The organism is Apibacter mensalis, from assembly GCF_001418685.1.
Classification (GTDB): domain Bacteria; phylum Bacteroidota; class Bacteroidia; order Flavobacteriales; family Weeksellaceae; genus Apibacter; species Apibacter mensalis.
In genome coordinates this window covers 91,405-114,155 of the sequence record NZ_LIVM01000004.1, presented here as the reverse complement: position 1 = coordinate 114,155, position 22,751 = coordinate 91,405, and the positions used below count along the sequence as shown (strand labels likewise).

The window sequence follows — 22,751 nt, the reverse complement described above, 5'->3', positions numbered from 1 at the left end:
TAAAATAAGCAATTCTTAAATATCTTTAAGTAAGACTCCGCTTTCATGATCATAAATCATATTCCTTATTTCTAATGTTTTTTCCCAAATATTTTTTATATCTCCTTCTATATTTATCTTAAAATTTTCAGAACCGTATTGATCCAACTTGTTGAAAAAATAGGTAATGGTAATATGATTTATATCGATTCCGGGTATATATGCAACTATCATATCATTTTCCGTTAAGGTCTCTACGATTAGTCCTACTTGTAACAAATAGTATAAGGAATCATTAGTTAACCGAGTGGGTATTTTATAAGTTTCAGACAATTCATCGGCCGTATATGGCTTTTTACCGGTTTCAAATCGTTTAACAATGAGTGTAGTAATCATTAAAAGTATAAAATCTTTATACCTCCTGCTTATATTGGTAATCTCTTTTTCAAAGCTAAACTTATTTACATTTTGATAGGAAAATGATAATTGAGCACCAAATAGGCAAATAAACCAGCTTAATTGAAGCCATAGCATCAACAAGGGTAATGCTGCAAAACTTCCGTATATAGCATTATATTTCGTAATCCAAAATTGTCCTGAAATGTACAGTATTTGAAATATTTGAAAACAACTCCCACTAACTATACCTCCTAACAATGCAGCACTGAGTTTGACTTTAGTATTGGGAATGTATATATAAAAAAATGTAAAAAGCAAGATAATAATAACATAGGATATCAATCTTACTATCGGGCTAATTACCGTACCGATAATATGGATATTGGTGGTTGAATTTAAAAAAATAGATAATCCGGCATTACAAATCAAAAATAAAGGGGCAATAAGAATTAAAGCTAAATAATCAGTAAATTGTTGAGAAAATTTCCTGCCTTTTTTTATTCTCCATATGATATTAAAATTATCTTCAATATTCGTTAATAAAGTTATTACTGTATAAAATAGGATTATAATTCCTAATCCTAAAAACATCCCCCCATGGGCATAGTCAATGGATCCGTCTATAAATTGCATAGCCTTGGAAAGAGCTACTTCTTGCCCGGTGAAATATTGAAATAGCTGAGTTTCCACTAAGTTTTGAAAACCAAATCCACGGGCAATTGCAAATAATACTGCTAATAAAGGAACAATAGATAAAAGAGAATCATATGTTAAAGCTGCTGCACGTGTATTAATCTGCGATCCATTAATATTTCTAAAAGTCAGTAAAAAGGTTTTAGTTATATTTATAAAATTAATTTTTACATGAGGGCCATCGCTTCCGTTAACCCTCCATATATCATAGGTTAAAAAATGTATTACACTTTTAATTTTTTTATTTATCTTAGAATACATAAAATACTTCTTAATTTTATTGTAAGAGATACAAACATAATACCTACTCCATCAAAATAAGAAAATATTTACTTGGGTAATTAGTATTTAAACAAATTATGCTTTGTAATTTAAATATAAAAATTTCTGAGTGGAATTTGAAATTTTAAACCGATCATCTAAACGAAACCCTATTAACCAAATAATCTCTCCCGAATTATTACATAAAACAAGTACTTTCTCCTTTTGATAATTTGATACTTTATGATCTTTTAAATATTTACTTACTTTCTTTTTTCCTAGCCCGTTAATAGGATAAAAAAAATCACCTTCCTTCCAGTTTCTTAAAATTAACGGAAATTCTATCTTTTCAAAATCAACACTTTCACCATCCATAGGTTTATCACCCTCAACCACATAACAGGTAAATTCAAACGGTTGCTTTAATACAAAAGGAACAGAATGAATTAAAAGATTGATATTAGAAATCTTTGAATTTTTTCTATTTGTTACCAATAATTTTCCCCTATCTACCCAAGCTTTATACCCTTGAGATTCAAAAATTCTACCTGTCTTGGCAGTAAGAATATTTATACAATCCTTTTTGTTAGTAAATCCATAACCGGAAAGTAGGTGATATGACAAAATAAAATCAGCTTGTAGAAGCTTCTCTAATGAATAAGCCTTTATTCCTTCCTCAACAAACACTTCAGCTTTTATTTGTAGCTCGTTAACCTTGGATTCCAAAAAAGTTTGAGTTTCATGTAAAATACTCATACTTTTTTCTACTTGATGTAGAAAGTCGGGAGATATATCTATAAGTTCGGGAATAATCTTATGTCGTATTTTATTTCGCAAATATTCAAGGGTATGGTTAGAAGCATCTTCTCTCCAAGATATTGCATTCTCTCGAGCAAATTTTATAATTTCTTTTCTTGTAAAAGGTAATAATGGTCTTAAAATACAATTGGTGTCCATTTGCATCCCGGATAGCCCCTTAATTCCTGAACCTCTTAACAAATTAATGAAAAAAGTTTCTACATTGTCATTCAGATGGTGCGCTGTAATGAGATAATCAAAATGATATCCCTTTATCAGTTCCCGAAAATAGCTATACCTTAAATTTCTGGCAACCATTTCAATTGATTCTCGATTTTTCTTAATTTGTAAAGTGTCGAATGATTTTACGAAAAGTTCAATTTCATGATCATTACAATACTTACTCACCATCTTCTCATCTAAATTTGAATCTTCTCCTCGAAGCTGGAAATTACAATGAACCACACTAAAGCGGTAAGGAGAATTATTTAATAAATGCAACAATACCATACTATCTACCCCTCCGCTCACTGCCAGTAAATATTTTTTTTCTATAGTAAAATTATTCAATGAATCCGTTAACTTCATATTTTATCCGAACAAATTAGTAAATATCAGAATTTTAATTTTTAACAAAGATAGCTGAAAAAAAATTTGACAAAAACCTCTTATTAAGCACAATCTTTGCTATCGCAATAAAATATAAAAATAATATAAATTCATACAATTATATACTTTAGAATGATTATAAATAATGAAATTATCTATAAATATAAAAATCTATTATGAAAATTGGTTTATTTATTCCATGCTATATCGATGCCATTTATCCGGAAGTAGGTATAGCAACTTTGGAATTATTGGAAAAATTGGGCTTGGATGTAGAATATCCCATGGAACAAACCTGTTGCGGTCAACCCATGTCCAACGAAGGCGATTTTAAAAGTGCAGAAGCGGCACAAAAACTCTTCATTCAAAATTTTAAAGAATATGAGTATATCGTTGGTCCTGCCGGAAGTTGTGTAAAACAGGTCCGATTACATTTTGATAATTTGGAGCAAACCTATGAAGTAAAGCAAGTTAGAAAAAACACCTATGAATTGGTAGAATTTTTACACGACATAATAAAGGTTAAAAGTTTTCCCGGTGTTCAATTTAATCATAAAATAGCTTTACACAATAGTTGCAGCTCCATTAGAGGGTTGGGCATTGCTAAACCTTCGGAAATTATAGGAATACCTTATAATAAATCCGCTAATCTATTGAAAATGATAGAGGGATTGGAACTAGCTGAAATGAGTCGGCCGGACGAATGTTGTGGTTTTGGAGGAACCTTTTGTGTGACTGATGAAGTAGTAAGTGGAAAAATGGGTAAAGACAAAATTTCAGATTATATAACCAGTGGAGCGGAATATGTAGTTTCTCCCGATATGTCTTGCTTAATGCATCAAAAAGGGATAGCTCTAAAAAATGGTATTACTCATTTACCATTTCTGCATATAGCTCAAGTTCTTAACGGAGGTCCATTTTAAACTTTGAAAATGAAAAAGAAAATTGTCAACATTGAAAAAAATTCAGCAGATTTTATAAATCAAGATAGTATACACGAAAAGAAACATGATGAAAACCTGTGGAATGCCCGGTTAAAAAGAGATCGAATTGCCCAATCCATACCTGAATGGGAAGAACTCAAAGAATTAGCATCTAAAATAAAGGAACATACCTTATCTCATCTGGATGAATATGTAAATAGATTTGCTGAAAATGCCTCCAAAAAAGGCGCTGTCGTTCACTGGGCAAGGGATGCACAGGAACATAATGAAATCGTTTATAATATTTTACAAGAAAGAAAAGTAACCGAAATTATAAAAAGCAAATCAATGCTTCAAGAAGAGTGTGAAATGTCAAGCTTTTTAGAATCCAAAGGAATTGTAGTTACCGAATCTGATTTGGGTGAAAGAATTCAGCAATTATCTCACCAACCCCCGGCTCATATTGTGATGCCCGCCATAGAAAAAACTACGGAGGATATAGCCCAACTCTTTGCTAAAACAATCGGAACCGATCCCAATGATACCGATGCACATTCTTTGAACGAAGCCATGAGAAACAACGCCAGACCTAAATTTTTACGAGCGGGAGCAGGTATGACCGGTGCCAATTTCGCAATAGCTGAAACCGGCACTTTTGTAGTCTGCACCAATGAAGGAAATGCTGATATAGGAGCATCAGTACCTCCACTCCATATTGCAAGTATAGGTATAGAAAAAATAATTCCCAAAGTTGAAGATCTGGGAATTTTTATACGCCTGTTATCCAGAAGCGCACTGGGTACTCCTGCAACGCAATATACCTCACACTTTACAGGACCTCGAAAAAATGGAGAATTACATATTATTATTACCGATAATGGAAGATCGGACCGCTTAGGCATGGAAGATTTTTGGACCTCTCTTAAATGTATACGTTGCGGAGCATGTATGAATACCTGTCCTGTTTACAGAAGAAGCGGTGGCTTATCTTATGAATCAACTTATTCGGGACCTATCGGAATTATTTTAAGTCCGACTTTTGACCTTGAAAAATATAAAGAGCTTCCGTATCATTCCACTTTATGTGGCTCGTGTTCTGATGTTTGTCCGGTAAAAATTGACATTTCAGATCAAATTTATAAATGGAGACAATTGGTTGTCGATAAGGGATATATGCCATCAAACCGAAAATATGCACTTGAAGCGGCCGGAACTGTTTTCGGGCACCCTCATTTATTCAGAACTATGGAGACTGTTGCAGAAAAGGCCTTACCTATGGTTCCTGATTTTCTTATATACAGTAGTTTAAATCCTTGGACTCAAGAACGTAAAATGTTTTCTATGGCTAAAAATACGTTCAGAGATTGGTATATTAAAAACAGAAAAGAAAAAAATGATAAGTACTAAAGAACATATATTAGAGGCTATTCGTAAAAATAAGCCACAAGGGAAAATATATCCTTATCCTGAAATTCCCTCATTTCCAAAAAGTAACAAAGATATAGTTGAAGAATTTAAGGATAATTTGATTTTGAATGCCGGTACTTGCTTCACTATTAATTCTATTGAGGAAGGGAAAAACAAAATTAAAGAATTGCATCCACAAGCAAAAGTAATTTGCTCGTCTGCTGTTGAGTTTTCGGGAAACAAAGATTTATCTGAAATAACGGATCCTCATCAATTGGATGATGTGGATGTTGGTATCATTCGGGCACAATTTGGTGTTTCCGAAAATGGAATGGTATGGTTGACTGAAAAAGATATGATAATTACCTCTTTAGGATTTCTTTCACAGCATTTAATTATTTTATTAAAGCCACAGGAAATAGTTCGAGACATGTATGAGGCTTATGCAAGAATAAATCTTCGTGAAAATAATTACGGATGCTTTATGTTAGGACCTTCTGCGACTGCTGACATAGGAGCCGTTATGGTTCGGGGAGCGCAAGGAGCTAGAAGTCTATCGGTATTTTTTATGTAAAATGTTCTATAAATATTCTTTAGAACTAAAAAAAAGGGGGAAAACATTTTACCCCTTTTTTTAATAATTTTTATAATATTTTTATTTAATAATTACCTTTATGTTAACTCTAAAATCATCTCCCATAACTTTCATTATATGGCTACCGGATTTTTGAATATAAATTGTCTAAAAATTGTTAGTATGTAGGTTATCAATTGTTTGTAATAAAGTTCTGTTTAAAGAAAATACCAGCACTTTTTTTTACTTTGGATTGAGTATCGTTAGACCTAATATATCCGGTTTCCATGTAAAGAGTAAAATAAATTTCCAAAAAGTCTCCGGGTTGATATTCTAAGTTTTCAACATCTAAATTGTCGCCCCATACCATTCCTACCTATTCAGGACAATCAATATAAAAATTGCGATTTTTTTTGTTTACCAAAGATAACTTCATTCATGGTTATGTTCCTATTGCTGACAGGATCCATCTTATGTCAAGTCTACAATATATTTCTAAAAGTGTCGGTAAATACTTGATTTTTGGATTTATTAAACATATAAAAACTCCGGGAGCTGATTTCGTCTTCATAGCAGGTCGCAAAATAAAAAAATGCTTGAGCTATATCTCCCTTAAACTCGTCTATGGTTTCAAAAGCTACACACTATATATTCCTTAGAATAACCTGAATTAGCATTGTCTCCTATTTTTTGATCCATTTTTTGATACTCGTTTATAGTTTCCTACTTTTCCAAATGGATAATCCCTTCTCATTGCATTTACTTTATCATCCTTAGACCAAATATGAAAGGCATTTGATATCATAGGATCTTTTTTTTAGAAATAGATTGCGGTATAAGATTCTCTCTGTTATAACAATCTCCTTCTTTATTATAATTATCCTATGGATCTTCACCAAACTGGAATTTGTAAGGATCGGCTTCATTAGACACCTCAGAATTTATATCTAAAACAGTATCGTCGTTTTCATACCATCGATCTCCGAAAGCAGTCGTGGTTTTACACAAATTTCACAATCCTCTATATCCAATTAGAATATGATTCTGTTTAACGATTTCTTTCAGAAGTGTTTTTAAATCATATCCCGTACCGTATGCGCCTGCGTAATAATGTAATAGAATAGACTTAATTTTTATTTTTTATATCTCAATTTGCTGAGAATAAAAAACAAGTACTTAGTACAATCCAAAATAATAAAATTTTCTTCATATTATTCGTAATTTTAGCGTTAATAAAAAATTTGATAAAGTTTTTAATTTATGTTCAAGTTAAGATAAATCTCTTATTAATTATAATTATTTTTTTATATGATGCATGCAAGTTTTACCTCTTACGAATTACTATTTAAACGTCCGGCCGGTACCTCACGCGGAACATTAAATTCAAAGCTTACTTATCTTTTAAAAGTTCAAGATACCCATTCAGAATATATAGGAGAATGTAGTTTTTTTAGAGGTTTAAGCGCTGATTGCGAAATGGAATATGAGCCTAAACTTCAATGGGTATGTGATCATATAAATGAAGGAAAGGAAATTTTGATTAAAAATTGTCAAGAATTCCCTTCTATACAATTCGGTATTGAGCAGATATTTGCTCAAATTGAAAGAAAAAAAAACGGATTGTTTTTTTCTTCAAAATTTACCGAAGGAAAACAAGGTATTAAAATTAACGGATTAATTTGGATGGGAAATTGGGACTTCATGCGTGAACAGATCCAACAGAAACTCGAACAAAATTATAGTTGCATCAAGCTTAAAATAGGTGTTAACTGGGAAGAAGAACATAAAATATTGAAAAATTTACGTAAAGAATTTTCCGCTTCTCAACTGGAACTAAGAGTGGATGCTAATGGGGGATTTACTTATGAGGAAGCTAAAAAGGTATTAGACCGGCTCGCCAAACTTCAAATTCATTCTATTGAACAGCCTATTAAAGCCGGAAACGAAAATCTAATGGCTGATTTATGCAAATACACCCCTACTCCCATTGCTTTGGATGAAGAATTGATAGGTAAATTTTTTAAAGATCAAAAAGAAAAAACTTTAGAATTAATTAATCCTCAATATATTATTTTAAAACCTTCTTTAATAGGTGGATGGAAAGGATCTGAAGAATGGATTGAAATTGCTGAAGCTAAAAATATTGACTGGTGGATTACTTCTGCCTTGGAGTCCAATATAGGATTAAATGCCATAGCTCAATGGACCGCTTTATTCCACAAGGATATACCACAAGGTTTGGGTACCGGAAGTTTATATACTAATAATTTTCCTTCAAAACTTTCTGTAAGAGGTGAATATCTGTTTTATAATCCATAGATAGGTATTTGGCAATCCTTATATCGGTCTTCAACAGATTTATTGAATTTAATCATTTTATAATACATAAAGAAATAATTACGTATGATTGATCTGAATTTTTCAAAACAGATAGATCCGGATACTATACCTTGTCAAGAAAAATGGCAATTGGATATTGTTGATTTTTTAAAGGATTGGTATTCTCCTTCAACCACCATAACTACAAAAACATCCGGTTCTACCGGAACTCCTAAAAATATTAAGCTTACAAAAAAAGCGATGGCAGAAAGTGCAAAGATGACGGGTACTTTTTTAAATCTCCGAGCTAATGATCGTGCTCTTCTTTGTATGCCTTCTTCTTATATTGCCGGTAAGATGATGTTAGTAAGAGCCCTAGTTTGGAAACTTCACCTTTATTGCATTGAACCTACATCTCATCCTCTTGAAAATCTCAATATGATATTTACCTTTTCTGCCATGACTCCCATGCAAGTTGAAAATTCATTGGAAAAGCTTTATCTTATAAAAAAACTGATTGTGGGCGGAGCTCAGCCGTCTTTTCAGTTAGTATCCCAATTGAAAAATCAATCTACCGATATCTATGAATCTTTTGGCATGACTGAAACGATTTCTCATATAGCTTTAAAGAAAATATCGGACCATGAAGAACATCCGGTTTTCAAGCTTATGCCTAACACCAAAATACGTGTAGATGAAAGAGGTTGTCTATGTGTTCTTCCTCCTTTTTTAAATGAAGAAATTAAAACTAATGATTTAATATCCATCATTTCTGAAAATGAATTTGAATGGAAAGGAAGAATTGATAATGTTATTAATTCCGGCGGAATTAAAATATTTCCTGAGCAAGTAGAAAAACAGTTAAAATCTGTTATTGATTCAGACTTTATTATATCTTCTATAAAAGACCCTTTATTAGGTAATAAAGTAGTGATTATCATAGCCGGAAAAAAAGATACTGATCTTGAAGAAAAAATTCTAGATTTCAATTTTGATAATAAATATGAAAAGCCAAAAGAATTTATTTATGTAGATAGCTTTGCTAAAACTCCTACCGGAAAGATAATACGAAAAATTTAAGAAATTTTCTATTAAATTTTAAAATTTCACAATGTTAAAATTTATATCATCAGGCTTAGATTCTTTTTTAAAATATGTTCTTACAAAAAATAAAAAGCCTTATAAATCAATTATAAGGCTTTTTTGTCAAAAATATGTAAGTATAATCGTACAATTTTATTTAATTTTCAAGAACCAACGCATCCCTGCGATAATTTGATTACCATTAATTCCATCTAAACCATTATATATTCCATTAAAATTGGTTCTATTATACGCATACATAAGGTGGAATCTTAAATCTTTTATTGCCGGATCTGTAAATGGATAATATTCTACTGCGGCTTGTATACCTCCATTAATATAAGAAGATGAATTTATTTGATCCCTTCTTTTATTCCATACTCCTTTAATAAGTGGTTTTATCTTTCCTAAATCATATTTTAAATTAACAGAAACAGAATTATCTCTTACGTGTCTTGATCCTAAATCTTCATTTTGCACTAAATCACCATAATTCATATCACGGTCCCCCATATACCAATCTAATTCTGCTGTAAATTTTTGAATATTGATTTGATTACCTACGGTTATCCAATTATAGTATTTACTCGCGTCGTGTTGGAATGCTCCGTATCCGTATCGGGTTCTAAGGGCATTATTAAAAAGGCTACCTTCCCATAAGAATAATCCTGCTAAGGATTTATTTTTATATTTTTCGCTAGAGAATTGAGGAGCATCAGAGTTTACTACCTGTAAATTCAGCGTTTGCCCTGCTATGTTATAAGCTACATTAACCCCTGTCTTATAAGCATCTAAATCATTATATGTCATAGTATATAAATAGACGTCGGCAGCATTATAGTCAAATTCAATAGTACCAAATTGTACTGCTTGTTTACCTATTCTGAATGTCCATCTTTTACCTGCATCTATCTCAAAATAAGCTTGGTCGGTTGCGGATGAATAGTTATCTCTGTATAATGCATTTTGAGGTGTATTGAGTCTATGACGTATTCTATAACGAAAACCCGGTACTATTTCTCCTTCAAACCACAATTTTACAGTATTTCCTCTAAAACTGCTTTGATCCGTTTTATCTCCTTTAAATGTAGCTTGATAATCTACACGAGTATCAAACATGATATTTAACATTTTGTCATCTTTCAACAATTTGTCCAATATAGATTTAAAAGATGATTCATTGGGAGTATTCTCTCCTGACTCTCCTGAATTTAAATTGGTTTGTTGTCCGAACATTGACAAACAAAACAAACAATTAACGGCAATGAGAATTTTTTTCGTAATACTTAAGTTATTCATAAATTTTAATATTCTGTAAACATTCTTTGTATTTCCTTATAGTTATTTGTTTTGGTTAAAGCAAGCATTAACAATACTCTGGATTTATATGGATTTAAATACCAAGATGCTGTAAACCCATATTTGTCATCATCTACCTCATCATATTGTGCGGTAGGTCCCATTGAAATACGGGATGAACGCACAACTGCTATTCCTTTTTTTACTGCATTTGCTAGTGCATTTTGCATGTCGGTGGTAATGTTTCCATTTCCTACCCCTGCAGTAACAATTCCTCTTACTCCGGCATTAACTGCAGCGTCTACAAATAATGACTTAGCATTGGAATAACTTAAAATTACTTCAACTCTTGGAAGCTTAGTTATATTAGTTATGTCAAATTCTGAATTTATGGTATGTCTTTTTACTGATTCACGCGTGTATATGGGTTTTCCGTTATACATGATTCCCAAATTCCCATAGTTTGGATCTTCAAAAGTTCCTACAGAAAGAGTATGAGTCTTTGTAATATCATCTGCTCCTAAAATTTTATCATCCATTACCACCACTACTCCTTTACCTAATGATTCTGGTGATGCTGCACATGCAACCGCATTGTAAATATTTCTAGGTCCGTCTGCACTTATTGCAGTAGATGGACGCATAGAACCTACTAGTACTACAGGCTTATTACTTTTAACTGTTAAGTTAAGAAAATAGGCTGTCTCTTCTTGTGTATCGGTACCGTGGGTAATTACAATTCCGTCTACATCTTTCTGCTTAAGCAATTCATTAACTCTTTTCGATAATTTAAGCCAAACATCGTCATTCATGTCCTGACTTCCAATATTTGCAACTTGCTCTGCTTTAATAATAGCAATATCCTTAATCGAAGGGACTGCGCTTAAAAGTTCATCAACTGTAATGGAACCGGCTTTATATGCCTGTGTTACAGAAGACGACCCTTGCCCAGCTATGGTTCCTCCTGTTGCTAAAATGTAAATAGTTGGCTTGTACTGAGCATTTACCGCTATAAAGATAAACAATACAAACAAATTCAACAAATTTTTGAAATTTTTTGTTTTCATAGTTAAATCATTTATAATTTATTTTTTTATTTTTTTGAATTTTTCCAAGCTTCTACATATTCATACATGGTTTCAGAAAGCTTTTTTCCAATAATTGTATAATCATTGTCATCTAAATTTGCCAACGATACTCTGACAGACCATTCAGGACCGGCAAAACCTCCCCCATTCAACAACACTATGGAAGATTTTTCAGCTAACCTGAAAAGTATATCCACCGGTTCAAAATTCTTTTCTAAAAAGATCACAAAATCTTTATCGTAATTTTTAGATGCCCATTCATGAATATCTATTTCACAATAATAGGATGCTCTTTCAGGGTCGGGTTTAACAGGTATATTCATTCCTTCCCAAAGTAAATTAAATCTATTTTTTACTAAGTCAGTACAAACTTTTTTATATTTATTTTCCTTATCTAATAATGCAAACGAAGCAAACAACATCATTTGAATTTGTTGAGGTGAGGACAATCCCGCTGTATGATTCAATGCAACCTGACGGCTGTCGGCTACTAATCGGTCAATAAATTTAAGTTTTTCAGGATATAAAGTCAAACTTGAATATAATTTTGAAATTTCAGCTTTTTCTTTTTCAGGTAATGCTTTTAGCATTTTATCATATACGTTATCTTCATATAAAGCAATAACACCTAAACGCCAACCTGTAGCACCAAAATATTTCGAGAATGAATATACACAAAGTGTATTTTGCGGTAATTCGTTCATTAACGAACTAAATTCAGGAACAAAGGTACCGTATACATCATCCGTTAATATCATTAAATTAGGATTGAGGTTTTTAACTACTTTTACAAGGTATTTTCTGCTCTTATCGCAAATTTCAACTGAGGTAGGATTACTAGGATTAACCATGAAAAATGCTTTTATTGATTTATCCCCTAATTTATCCAATTCTTCATCCGGATATTGATAATTGGAAGTTCCATCGCTGTTTTTACCTGTACCATGTATGTAAGTTACTTTAAAGTTATATCTCTTTAATTCCGGTATTTCTAAATATGGGGTAAAAACAGGGACTCCTAAAGCAATATGATCTCCCTTTCTTAATAAATAATTTTCCATTAAAGAATCAAAAATATAACACATGGCAGCTGTTCCTCCTTCCACTGCAAAAATATCATATTTTCCACTTCTTTGCGGCCTATTTCCGCACATTTCTTGTATTAAATAATCATGAACTATGGGTTCTATGTGCCTTAACATCCTTACCGGACTTGGGTATTGATCTCCAATAATTCCTTCTGCCAGTTCATGAGCCCAACTGTCTCGATCATATTCATGTTTTTCAATTCCGTATTTATAAGTATTCTTTAAATGATCGATGCCGGGTAGTCCCTTATTTTTATCCAAAAATGCTTCAAATCTTTTACCTATACCTTTTTTTTCAGGTATACCTGCCAAACCTTCCGGTTTGTCTAATGTTCTTTTACATTCTTCAACTCCAAATCTACCTAAGGTAAAAAATGCCTCACGAGGTATGGTTGCTGTCCAATTAGGATTTCCACGGCCTGCATTTAACATGGTTCTTGTCGGTTTAGTTTGTTGATCTGAGGCCAATTTAATCAAATCATTCTTTAACTCAAAAGGGCTTAATTGCTCTAATTGCTGCTCTTTATGACGAGATGTTTTTAGTTTAGAAATATCCATCGTTTTTTATTTTTTTTGTTTTACTAATTTTTATGTTCAAGGGCTAGCTCATTAACAAAACAATTACTACTCCCCATATAATAAGTAGTGTATTGCCGACGGCATAAGTAGTTGTATAAGACAATGCCGGAACTTTACTTTGTAATGTATCTTCTAAAGCTCCTAAAGCAGCTGTGGTAGTTCTAGCTCCTGCACAAGCTCCTAAGGTAATGGCCGGATTAAATTTAAATACATATCTTCCCAATAAAATACCTATAAGCATAGGTACAATACTTACAAATATTCCTGCTATAAATAAACTTACCCCGGCAGTTTTCAATCCAGAAATAAAATCGGGTCCGGCATTTATTCCTACTACAGCAATAAACATATTCAAACCTAAATTGTTCATTAGCCATATAGAGGGTGCAGGGATATATCCAAATGTAGGGCGTAATGATCTCAACCACCCGAAAATAATCCCCATAATTAAAACGCCTCCACTGGCACTTAAACTTAACGGAATGTTTCCGATACGGATTGATAAAGAACCTAATATTCCTCCTAAAAATATACCCAATCCTATATACAAAATATCTGTAACATTAGTGGGTCTTTCAGGATATCCCAAATAGGTTGCAAATTTATCCACATCAGCTTTTCTACCTTCTATTTCAATAACATCTCCTCTTTGAATCGTTACATTTTTTAATAAAGGAATTGTTGTTTTTCCTCTATGTATTTTTAATATGACTATTCCGTGTCTATTTTTATTATATTTTAAGGTATGCAGACATTTTCCTATTATTTCTTTATTGGCAACCATTACTTTTAAATTTTCCACTTTAAAATCCAACAGCTCCAAATCTATAACTTCTTTACCAACCAGATTTTCATCAGAGAGTATGGTATCTAAAGGTCCGTTCAAAACCATCTTATCTCCTTTATTTATAGTTGTATTGGGAGTTGGATCTGAAATAATTTCATTGCTGGATGTTGTCCTAATTTTTTCAACATAAACCGGCCATCCTTTGTCTACCAATAAATCTTCAACTTCTTGAACAGTTCGTTTTTGATTAAAAAAAGAACTACTGGCTTTAATTACTCTAAAAGTTGCTCCGTCATAAGCATATTCTAAGCTTGAATCATCATCTTGTATAGCCCCCCCTAAAGATTCTTCATATTTTTTAGTTTCCTCTATGATATCTTTTCCTAAAAGTTTAGGACCTATGGATGATAAAAACCAAGCAGTTCCTGCTGTTCCAAAAATATAGGTTACCGCGTAAGCTACAGGAATTTGATTAATTAATTGTTGCTTATGGGAAGAATCTATATTTAACTGATTTATCGTATCGGAGGCTACTCCAATTACAGCTGATATGGTATTAGCTCCGGCTAATAATCCTGCTGCATTTCCCATATCAAAACCTGCAATAATTGCTGCAACCCACCCAACTAATAAACAAGATACACATACTAAAGCGGCAAATGCAATTTGCGGTAATCCTTCTTTTTTCAATCCGTGTACGAATTGTGGACCTACGCTATATCCAACCGCAAATAAAAACAGAAGAAAAAATGCTGATTTAACGGTAGGTGAAATGGAAATATCCAGTTGTCCAATTAATACACCCATTAATAGGACGCCTGTAACTGATCCTAAACTAAAACCTTTAATTTTTATTTGCCCTATTGCAAATCCTAAAGCTAAAGTGAGAAAAATAGCTAATTCAGAAGAGCTTTGAATAGTTTTTAAAATCCATTCCATATATCTTGTTTTTAAATAAATATTTTTAAAGTTAATTAGTGACAAAAAAAAGAAAATATTATTTTTATCCCATTAAATAACTCTTCATAAAGTACAATTAATATGCCAATAAAATGGATTTATTTTTCCTATTCTTAATCAATGATTAAAAAACTCCTCTGTGCTAACATTTATATTATGTTCGATATTTTCTGTTAGATTTTATTTATACCATAAAAAGAAAAAGCAATTGATTTTTCAATTGCTCTTCACTGTTATTTTAGTCTTTATACTTATGCGGTCCCAGCATATTTTGCGGGTTTAATATTTCATCTAACTTTTCTTTCGATAAAAGCTTATTCTCAAGAACTAAATCATAAACACTTAAATTTTTCTCTAATGCTTCTTTAGCTATCTTAGTACTATTTTTATATCCTATATATGGATTTAATGCAGTAACAATCCCTATACTGTTTAATACCATGTCTTTACAATGTTGCTCATTAGCTGTGATACCATCTATGCAATTTATACGTAAACAGTCCATTGCATTCATTAAAATGTGAACAGATTCTAATAAGCTATAAGCAATAACCGGCTCCATCACATTTAACTGAAGTTGACCGGATTCAGCTGCCATAGTAACTGTTAAGTCATTTCCTATCACTTTAAAGCAAGTTTGATTCATTGCTTCCGGGATCACAGGGTTAACTTTTCCCGGCATAATGGATGATCCTGGTTGCATAGCCGGCAGATTGATTTCATTAAGTCCGCAACGTGGTCCAGATGATAATAACCTTAAATCATTACAGATTTTAGAAAGTTTAATGGCAACTCTTTTTAAAGCAGATGAGTAAATTACATAGGATCCGGTATCCGGGGTCGCTTCTACTAGATTTTTTGCTGATATAAAAGGTAATTGAGTTATTTCTGCTAATTTTTTAGCACATAATTCAGCATATCCTGGAATTGCATTCAATCCGGTTCCAATGGCTGTTGCGCCCATATTTATTTCTAAAAATAAATTAGAATTTTGAGTCAGCCGTTCAACATCTTCGCTTAGTGTTTCTGCAAAGGCTTCAAATTCTTGACCTAAGGTCATAGGAACTGCATCTTGCAATTGCGTTCTTCCCATTTTTAAAACATGCATAAATTCTTTACCTTTTTTACGAAAAGATTCTATCAATTGTTTTAAATGATCTATTAAGACCATGTTGGAATTAATCGCTGCCAATTTTATAGACGTCGGATACGCATCATTGGTAGATTGTGAAAGGTTTACGTGATCGTGAGGGGAACAAAATTGGTATTCTCCTTTTTTATGACCCATAATCTCCAATGCTATATTAGCCACCACTTCATTAATATTCATATTGGTTGAAGTACCTGCTCCTCCTTGAATTACGTCACTTGGAAATTCTTTATTGTATTTACCGGCTATAATTTCCTGACATGCTTGAACAATCGCATTTTTGATATTTTCATCTAAAACTCCCAATTCACAATTAGTTTCAGCTGCCGCCCATTTTACATAAGCTAAAGCTTGGATTAATTCCGGATAATTAGATAATTTTACACCTGTTATATGAAAATTGTTTACTGCTCTTTGAGTTTGAATTCCATAATATGCACTTTCTGGAATTTCTAAATCTCCTATCAAATCGTTTTCAACTCTGTACATAATTTTTTTATTATTTTTTTACGGTTGTTTTTTATTTAAAATATAAGATATGCTAAACCAAAACCTACACTAACGGCTACAAGGGTTGCAATAAATCCCGGTAATTGAAATGAATGATTGATTACATATTTCCCTATACGAGTAGTGCCGGTACGATCAAAGTTTATTGCTGCCACTATGGTTGGATAATTAGGAATAAAGAAATATCCGTTTACCGCAGGAAACATAGCTATTAAACTAGGAATGGGAATACCTAGGGAAACACCTAATGGCATAAGTGCCCGTACGGTTGCTGCCTGACTAAATAGCATAATAGACATAACAAATAAAGCTATTGCAAATGTCCAAGGGTATTCTGTTACCATGGTAGTCAATAATCCTTTAAAAAATTCTAAATTTCCTCCAAAAAAAGTATCACCCATCCAAGCTATACCGAAAATAGCTATTACTGCTTGTATTCCGGCAGAAAAAATTGAACTTGTAGCAATTTTTTCTACACTGGTCTTAGTAAATATTATTATACATCCTGCAGCTGCCAACATAAGTATTTCTATAATATGTGGCATTGCCATGGGTACTCCATTGAAGGTAGGCTTCATTCCATCTATTGATCCGAACACAACTATACCTATTACACTAATCAGAAAGATTATCACTGATAATTTTGCTCCAGAACTTACTTTAGTTTTCTTACTTTTTTCTTTTATCTCTAAAAGGCCTTCTTTTATTCTTTTTCGATATTCAGGATCTTTTTCTAAATCAACTCCTATAAACATTTGTACGAATGCGGCAACTAAAACTCCCACTAAAGTAGAAGGAACTGAAATCATTAATATATCCGTAAGTCTTAATTCCGGGTTTTTTACCATAATTACGCTCAGTAGAGCTGCCGTAGCTGCTGAAATCGGACTTGCTGTTATTGCTTGTTGTGAAGCTATAACTGAAATACTCAATGGTCTTTCCGGCCTTACCTTGGCATCCGTAGCTACCTCTGAAATTATAGGTAACAAAGCATAAGCTATGTGGCCGGTACCTGCAATAATTGTAAAAATATAAGATACAACAGGGGCTACTATGGTAATTGCGGGAGGGTAAACTCTCAAAAGCTTTTCAGCAATATTTACCATATAATCAATACCCTCTGCTGCTTGTAAGGTACTCGCCGCAGTAATTACTGCAACAATCATTAACATTACATCTATAGGGGGATTTTGTGGCTTCAGCTTAAAAACAAAAACTAATACAGCCAATCCCAACCCACCAAAAATACCTAACCCTAAACCTCCTTTTCTCGCCCCGATAAATATGGCTGCCAGTACGACTATAAATTCCAGCAAAATCATTAATGTATTACTCATCTAAAAATTAATTTTATTTAATTTAAAACCAACAATAGGTATAAAATTTATAACAAATTTTAGTTTTAATTATTTGTTATTTGCAAATGTAAATAGATAATTGAGATTTTAATTATTTTTCGGGAGTGATGTTTTTTGTATTTTTAAAACAATATAATTACCTTTGTAAGTGAAATATTTTACTTTTTTTTAATATGGAAAAGTTGATTGCTGCCATTCCTTTTTATACTATATTAACTGAAGAAGAGAAAATGTTTCTTTCTCAAAACTGCAGTATTGTTGACTTTGATTCCAGAGAAGCACTCTTTAAACAAGGAAGCTTTGCCGCTAATATATATTTTGTATTAGAAGGCTATTGTAAAATGACCTATCAATCCGGAAATAAAAAAAAAATAGTATATATAGCCCGAGAAGGTGAAATTATAGGTAAGGATTATATATTAATGGAACATTATCCTTACAGTACCCATTCTCTTACCACTTCAAAGCTAATGGTTATCCCAAAAAATTTATTCAGGAAAATATGTGAATTGAATAATTCATTTTATCTTAAAATCAGTAATAAATTAGAATTAAAACTACAGGAGACCATGGAATGGCTAATCAATCTAAGTTTTAAGAACGTGGAGGGTGCCATGGCAATGTTTATTTTAAAATTTTGTAATAAAAATTTTAAGGACATTGGTTTATCTCGAACTGAAATTGCTGAAATAATAGGCTATTCCAGGGAAAGCATTATTCATACCTTGACTAAGTTTGAACGTGAAAAGCTTATCAAAACTAAAGGTAAAAACATAATTATAAAAGATATTGAAAAATTGAAAGAAATAATAAAATACGGATAAATTATATAAATAATAGAAAACATATATCAATTCTTGAATTGTTAATTAACAAACAAATCATATCTTTGTATCGATTTTTAAAAATTATTGATGAATTTATTCAAAGAGTATGGCCTATCAGATGATTTATTAAAGGCCATAACAGAGTTGGGTTATACTCAACCCACTGAAATCCAGAAGCAAACCGTTCCCTATTTATTATCCAAGGAAGAAGACTTAATAGCTTTAGCACAAACCGGTACCGGTAAAACAGCTGCATTTTCATTACCTATATTGGAAATGATAGATCCCTATCAAAAGCACGTTCAAGCCTTAATCCTTTGTCCAACACGTGAATTATGTTTACAAATTTCTAAAGATATAGCCAGCTATTCTAAGTATTTATCCCAAATACGCTCATTGGCAGTTTATGGAGGTTCAAATATTTCTGAACAAATTAGAGGTTTGAAAAATAATCCTCAGATTGTAATAGGCACGCCGGGAAGGGTTAATGATATGCTTAAAAGAGGGGTTCTAAAAATAAACCAAATCAAATGGTTAATTTTAGACGAGGCAGATGAAATGTTATCTATGGGATTTAAAACCGAATTAGAAACAATCCTTAAAGAAACGCCTAAAGAAAGACAAACTTTATTATTTTCAGCAACCATGTCTAAACAAGTAGAGGCAATTGCTAAAAATTATATGAAAGGCGCACAAAAAATATCTGCCGGAGGAATTAATGAAGTAAAGAAAAATATTACTCACAAATTCGTAATGGTACGTGACAGACAAAAAAATAATGGATTAAGAAGAGTATTGGATGCCAATCCGAATATATATTCTATTATTTTCTGCAGAACACGCGTGGAAACTCAAAACGTTGCAGATTTTTTAATGCATCAAGGTTATGCTGCCGATGCCCTACATGGAGATTTATCACAATCTCAAAGGGATATGGTAATGAAAAAATTTCGTTTAAAAAATTTACGAATTCTTGTTGCTACTGACGTAGCAGCCAGAGGATTGGATGTCAATGATCTCACTCATGTAATTCATTTTTCATTACCTGATGATCCGGAAGTTTTTATTCATAGAAGTGGAAGAACCGGAAGAGCCGGTAAAGACGGAGAATCTATAGCGATTATTCGTCCAAGTGAAATGGTTAAATTTAATCGTATTAAAAAGGAAACTTCTATTAAGGTAGAAGAAATGAAAATTCCTACTAAAGAAGATATTTTGAAGGCAAAGGAATTTTATTTGTCTGATAAACTTCTTAATGCTGAGTTCGATTCCGAAGAATTTGAGCTTTCTACTGTTCCGGATTTATCTAGTATTTCTAAAGAAGAACTTTATAAAAGGATTATGTTTCTGGAATTAAAATCAACTTGGGAGTTCTATAAAAATGAAAAAGATATTGCTCCCATTGATAAAAATGAGAGAGCTGCAGAAAGAGGAAGAAAATCTTCAACCAGTAGAAGTAGAAAAGAAAGAAAGGATCCTAAAGATGGAAATAACAGGAATAGAAAAAGTAAAAGACAAGGAAATTTCACTCGTTTTTTCTTTAATTTAGGCAAGAGAGACAATCTTAACAAAGTAACTGTTATTGACCTGATTAATAAGAATACGAAAGGTGCCAGAGCAGATATTGGAGAAATTGATATTAGAGATAAATTTACTTTTTTTGAGGTTGATGCGAATTATACAGATCAATTATTAAAGAAGATAAATCAGTTAAGTTTTAATGGTAAAAATATGTCATTGGAAATAGCTCAATAGAAAATTTAAATTTGAAATTTCTAAATTGTTTAAATTATTTAAAGCTACTTATAAATTATACCATAATTATGAAATTCATAAGAAATATTTTTGTCATCCTATTGATTTTTATTTCAGTTAACGAGATAAGTGCACAAATAAATAATCAAAAAGTTGAAAAAATAAAAGTTTACGGTAATTGCAATATGTGTAAAGAAACTATTGAAAATGCAGGTTCTGAAACGAATGTATCTGCAATAACATGGGATTCGGCCACCAAAATTGCAACTATAACTTATGATGACACCAAAACATCTCTAAATACTATTTTGAAGAAAATAGCTAAGTCGGGATACAGTAATGAAAAGTACAAAGCTAAAGATTCCGATTATAAAAAATTACCTTTATGTTGTCAATATTGAAAAAATAGTTTTAAGCGTTCTTTTAGAGAAATTTAAAAATTCTCATAATTTAATACATTAATTTATCAATTTAGAGAACTCAATTTTATTGAGCTCTCTTTTTTTCGCTTTAAAAATTTTATTTAACAAAAATGTTTTCAAATTCTTATAACAACATAATGTTCAAGTTAAATTGATTTGAACGACTTTTTAATATAAAAAACTACGTTACTATATATCTCATCGAGAAATAGGTAATTTTTATTTAGTCAAGTATTGTTAACTCTATGATCTTTTATACGTTAATATATTAGTGTTGTAAAAATCTAAAATCTATTTAATAAAATTATTGGACAAGAGTTTTGTCTTTACTATTTATAAAAAATAAACTGACTTTAAAAAGTCAGTCTCTCATATTAAAAAAGTAAATATATTATTTCACAAAATTTATGAGGCTGTCGCTCTTGGATACCATACGGTACACATAATACCTTCACTTGCTGCTTTTGGATGGGCGCAATCTGATTTCTGAAATTTAGAGCATTTAAGGCAATCATCTTCTCTATGATGAATCACTTTAAATTCGTACGAATTACAAACTTGGTTTTGGCTAACCGCTATTTCTTTAATAGTACATAATCGTCCATTTAAAAAATGCTCACAATTACCACAACATTTAGCTAATTTTAATTCCATATCAACTATTATTTTATTTAAAAACTTTGATACAAAAGTATAAATTAATATCCAAAGATTTATTCTAAATAACTGATTTTAAGAAATTTATATTTAGAATAAATTAAGATAATCGGTAAAATTATTCTAAATATCTAGGTGTTTTTTTGAGCAATTTTTTTAATACAATTTTATCGACAGGTAAGGTAATTGTATCAATATTAATTTTATCTAAAGGTATCCATACCACCTCATGTATGGATTTTTCGATAATCTGTAAATTTGAAAAATTATTACAATCAACCTTATAATATACAGTAAGCAACTGACTATCCGGAGTCAATTTAGATTTTAAAAAAAAATCTTGTGTATAAAAATGTTCTTGGATAGTAACTTCTAAATTTAACTCTTCTTTAAATTCTCTTTTCAAAGTGTCCAGGGTTCCTTCTCCCAATTCTAATCCTCCTCCTGGCAATTTAAGCAATTGCTTCCCTGCGTACATTTCATTTAAGAACATCAAGCTATTGTCTTTTACTAAAAGTCCATATACTCTGACATTTAAGTTTTTTATCTTTTCCATGCATTAACCATTTCTCGCTTTCCTTGCGGTCCTGATAATTTTTCAACTTTAAATCCAACACTCTGCATTGCTCTTCTGGCACTTCCTTTACTAGAATATGTAGTTAGCAAACCTCCTGGTACCATACAATCAAATATTTGCTTAAAAATATCTTCTTCCCAAAGCTCCGGCTGAACTCTGGCTCCGAAAGCATCAAAATATATTAAATTTATATCGTTAATGGGTAAATTTCTTAATTCTAGAAAATCTGCTTTAAATTTAGTAAAAGTAAAATTTTCACATATACGAATTTCCTGCTCCCAGTCTGCTTGATGTAATACTTGATAATATTCTTCTGCTTTTTTATTATCTACTAAAGCTCCATATTGTAATTCGTTAATTTCTTCTTTATTAAGAGGATATTTTTCCAATGTATAATATTGAACCGTCAAGTCTTTTTCCATCGCTTTAAATAGCGTTAAAAAAGCATTTAAACCCGTTCCAAAACCCATTTCTAGAATTGAAATTTCTGAGGTTTTAATTTGATCTAAACCATGAGAAATAAAAACGTGTTCTGCTTCTTGCATTATACCATGACGAGAATGATAAGTCTCATTCCATTCAGGAATATGTATAGTTTTAGTACCTTCCAATGTAGTGATAATGGTTCTTTCTAACATAAAATTTAAAT

Annotated in this window: 22 protein-coding genes; 8 read left to right on the top strand and 14 right to left on the bottom strand. The window is 31.7% G+C overall.

Going from position 1 to position 22,751, the window contains the following annotated elements; genetic code table 11:
- Positions 1-15: 15 nt before the first annotated feature.
- Positions 16-1,332: a YihY/virulence factor BrkB family protein gene (locus ASC36_RS03930; protein ID WP_055425189.1), complete on the bottom strand. Its 1,317-nt coding sequence runs from the start codon at positions 1,330-1,332 to the stop codon at positions 16-18.
- 96 nt (positions 1,333-1,428) lie between these two features.
- Positions 1,429-2,718 carry a tRNA lysidine(34) synthetase TilS gene (gene tilS, locus ASC36_RS03925; protein ID WP_055425188.1) on the bottom strand — a complete coding sequence of 430 codons (1,290 nt, stop codon included), beginning with the start codon at positions 2,716-2,718 and terminating at the stop codon, positions 1,429-1,431.
- Positions 2,719-2,915: 197 nt separating this feature from the next.
- On the opposite strand from tilS, the gene ASC36_RS03920 reads away from it, so the two are divergent.
- Genes ASC36_RS03920 through ASC36_RS03910 form a run of 3 tightly spaced genes read left to right on the top strand, consistent with a single transcriptional unit; the run spans position 2,916 to position 5,643 of the window.
- A complete protein-coding gene (locus ASC36_RS03920; RefSeq protein WP_055425187.1) occupies positions 2,916-3,662 on the top strand; it encodes a (Fe-S)-binding protein in 747 nt (248 codons plus the stop codon).
- A 9-nt stretch (positions 3,663-3,671) separates the two neighbouring features.
- Positions 3,672-5,069 (top strand): lactate utilization protein B, encoded by a 1,398-nt coding sequence (locus ASC36_RS03915; RefSeq protein WP_055425186.1) that lies wholly within the window; start codon positions 3,672-3,674, stop codon positions 5,067-5,069.
- Positions 5,056-5,643 (top strand): LutC/YkgG family protein, encoded by a 588-nt coding sequence (locus tag ASC36_RS03910; protein WP_055425185.1) that lies wholly within the window; start codon positions 5,056-5,058, stop codon positions 5,641-5,643. Before ASC36_RS03915 ends, ASC36_RS03910 begins: the two co-directional genes overlap by 14 nt.
- Positions 5,644-5,836: 193 nt before the next feature.
- Here the strand turns inward: ASC36_RS03910 and ASC36_RS10635 are convergent, their stop codons facing one another.
- The 4 genes from ASC36_RS10635 to ASC36_RS11055 all read right to left on the bottom strand — a co-directional run bounded on the left by ASC36_RS10635 (position 5,837) and on the right by ASC36_RS11055 (position 6,651).
- Complete coding sequence (locus ASC36_RS10635) at positions 5,837-6,013, bottom strand: hypothetical protein (protein ID WP_156332308.1); 177 nt, start codon at positions 6,011-6,013, stop codon at positions 5,837-5,839.
- Positions 6,014-6,125: 112 nt separating this feature from the next.
- The gene (locus ASC36_RS11195) at positions 6,126-6,269 is read right to left on the bottom strand and encodes an endonuclease (protein ID WP_082435400.1); all 144 of its coding nucleotides are present in this window, start codon (positions 6,267-6,269) and stop codon (positions 6,126-6,128) included.
- Positions 6,270-6,313: 44 nt separating this feature from the next.
- A complete protein-coding gene (locus tag ASC36_RS10465) occupies positions 6,314-6,448 on the bottom strand; it encodes an endonuclease (protein ID WP_082435395.1) in 135 nt (44 codons plus the stop codon).
- Between the two features lie 77 nt (positions 6,449-6,525).
- Positions 6,526-6,651, bottom strand: a complete 126-nt coding sequence (locus ASC36_RS11055) for a hypothetical protein (RefSeq protein ID WP_260182341.1) — start codon at positions 6,649-6,651, stop codon at positions 6,526-6,528.
- 303 nt (positions 6,652-6,954) lie between these two features.
- On the opposite strand from ASC36_RS11055, the gene ASC36_RS03905 reads away from it, so the two are divergent.
- Positions 6,955-7,962, top strand: coding sequence for an o-succinylbenzoate synthase (locus ASC36_RS03905; RefSeq protein WP_055425184.1), 1,008 nt, complete (start codon positions 6,955-6,957; stop codon positions 7,960-7,962).
- Positions 7,963-8,046: 84 nt separating this feature from the next.
- Positions 8,047-9,042 (top strand): AMP-binding protein, encoded by a 996-nt coding sequence (locus ASC36_RS03900; protein WP_055425183.1) that lies wholly within the window; start codon positions 8,047-8,049, stop codon positions 9,040-9,042.
- A gap of 156 nt (positions 9,043-9,198) precedes the next feature.
- Here the strand turns inward: ASC36_RS03900 and ASC36_RS03895 are convergent, their stop codons facing one another.
- The 6 genes from ASC36_RS03895 to ASC36_RS03870 all read right to left on the bottom strand — a co-directional run bounded on the left by ASC36_RS03895 (position 9,199) and on the right by ASC36_RS03870 (position 17,828).
- Positions 9,199-10,344 (bottom strand): porin, encoded by a 1,146-nt coding sequence (locus ASC36_RS03895; protein ID WP_082435394.1) that lies wholly within the window; start codon positions 10,342-10,344, stop codon positions 9,199-9,201.
- Positions 10,345-10,349: 5 nt separating this feature from the next.
- Entirely contained in the window at positions 10,350-11,411 is a 1,062-nt protein-coding gene (locus ASC36_RS03890; protein ID WP_055425181.1) for a type II asparaginase, read from the bottom strand.
- A gap of 26 nt (positions 11,412-11,437) precedes the next feature.
- Positions 11,438-13,078 (bottom strand): aspartate 4-decarboxylase, encoded by a 1,641-nt coding sequence (gene aspD / locus ASC36_RS03885; protein WP_055425180.1) that lies wholly within the window; start codon positions 13,076-13,078, stop codon positions 11,438-11,440.
- A gap of 43 nt (positions 13,079-13,121) precedes the next feature.
- Positions 13,122-14,825, bottom strand: coding sequence for an aspartate-alanine antiporter (gene aspT / locus ASC36_RS03880; RefSeq protein WP_055425179.1), 1,704 nt, complete (start codon positions 14,823-14,825; stop codon positions 13,122-13,124).
- A 259-nt stretch (positions 14,826-15,084) separates the two neighbouring features.
- Positions 15,085-16,485 carry an aspartate ammonia-lyase gene (gene aspA / locus ASC36_RS03875; RefSeq protein WP_055425178.1) on the bottom strand — a complete coding sequence of 467 codons (1,401 nt, stop codon included), beginning with the start codon at positions 16,483-16,485 and terminating at the stop codon, positions 15,085-15,087.
- Positions 16,486-16,520: 35 nt separating this feature from the next.
- Positions 16,521-17,828 carry an anaerobic C4-dicarboxylate transporter family protein gene (locus ASC36_RS03870; protein WP_055425258.1) on the bottom strand — a complete coding sequence of 436 codons (1,308 nt, stop codon included), beginning with the start codon at positions 17,826-17,828 and terminating at the stop codon, positions 16,521-16,523.
- Between the two features lie 209 nt (positions 17,829-18,037).
- On the opposite strand from ASC36_RS03870, the gene ASC36_RS03865 reads away from it, so the two are divergent.
- The 3 genes from ASC36_RS03865 to ASC36_RS03855 all read left to right on the top strand — a co-directional run bounded on the left by ASC36_RS03865 (position 18,038) and on the right by ASC36_RS03855 (position 20,847).
- Positions 18,038-18,688: a Crp/Fnr family transcriptional regulator gene (locus ASC36_RS03865; RefSeq protein WP_055425177.1), complete on the top strand. Its 651-nt coding sequence runs from the start codon at positions 18,038-18,040 to the stop codon at positions 18,686-18,688.
- Positions 18,689-18,778: 90 nt separating this feature from the next.
- The gene (locus ASC36_RS03860; RefSeq protein ID WP_055425176.1) at positions 18,779-20,446 is read left to right on the top strand and encodes a DEAD/DEAH box helicase; all 1,668 of its coding nucleotides are present in this window, start codon (positions 18,779-18,781) and stop codon (positions 20,444-20,446) included.
- A 68-nt stretch (positions 20,447-20,514) separates the two neighbouring features.
- The gene (locus tag ASC36_RS03855) at positions 20,515-20,847 is read left to right on the top strand and encodes a heavy-metal-associated domain-containing protein (RefSeq protein WP_055425175.1); all 333 of its coding nucleotides are present in this window, start codon (positions 20,515-20,517) and stop codon (positions 20,845-20,847) included.
- Between the two features lie 796 nt (positions 20,848-21,643).
- Here the strand turns inward: ASC36_RS03855 and ASC36_RS03845 are convergent.
- Both ASC36_RS03845 and mnmD read right to left on the bottom strand, forming a co-directional pair.
- Positions 21,644-22,081, bottom strand: a complete 438-nt coding sequence (locus ASC36_RS03845) for an NUDIX domain-containing protein (RefSeq protein WP_055425173.1) — start codon at positions 22,079-22,081, stop codon at positions 21,644-21,646.
- Entirely contained in the window at positions 22,069-22,740 is a 672-nt protein-coding gene (mnmD, locus tag ASC36_RS03840; protein WP_055425172.1) for a tRNA (5-methylaminomethyl-2-thiouridine)(34)-methyltransferase MnmD, read from the bottom strand. Before mnmD ends, ASC36_RS03845 begins: the two co-directional genes overlap by 13 nt.
- Positions 22,741-22,751 lie beyond the last annotated feature (11 nt).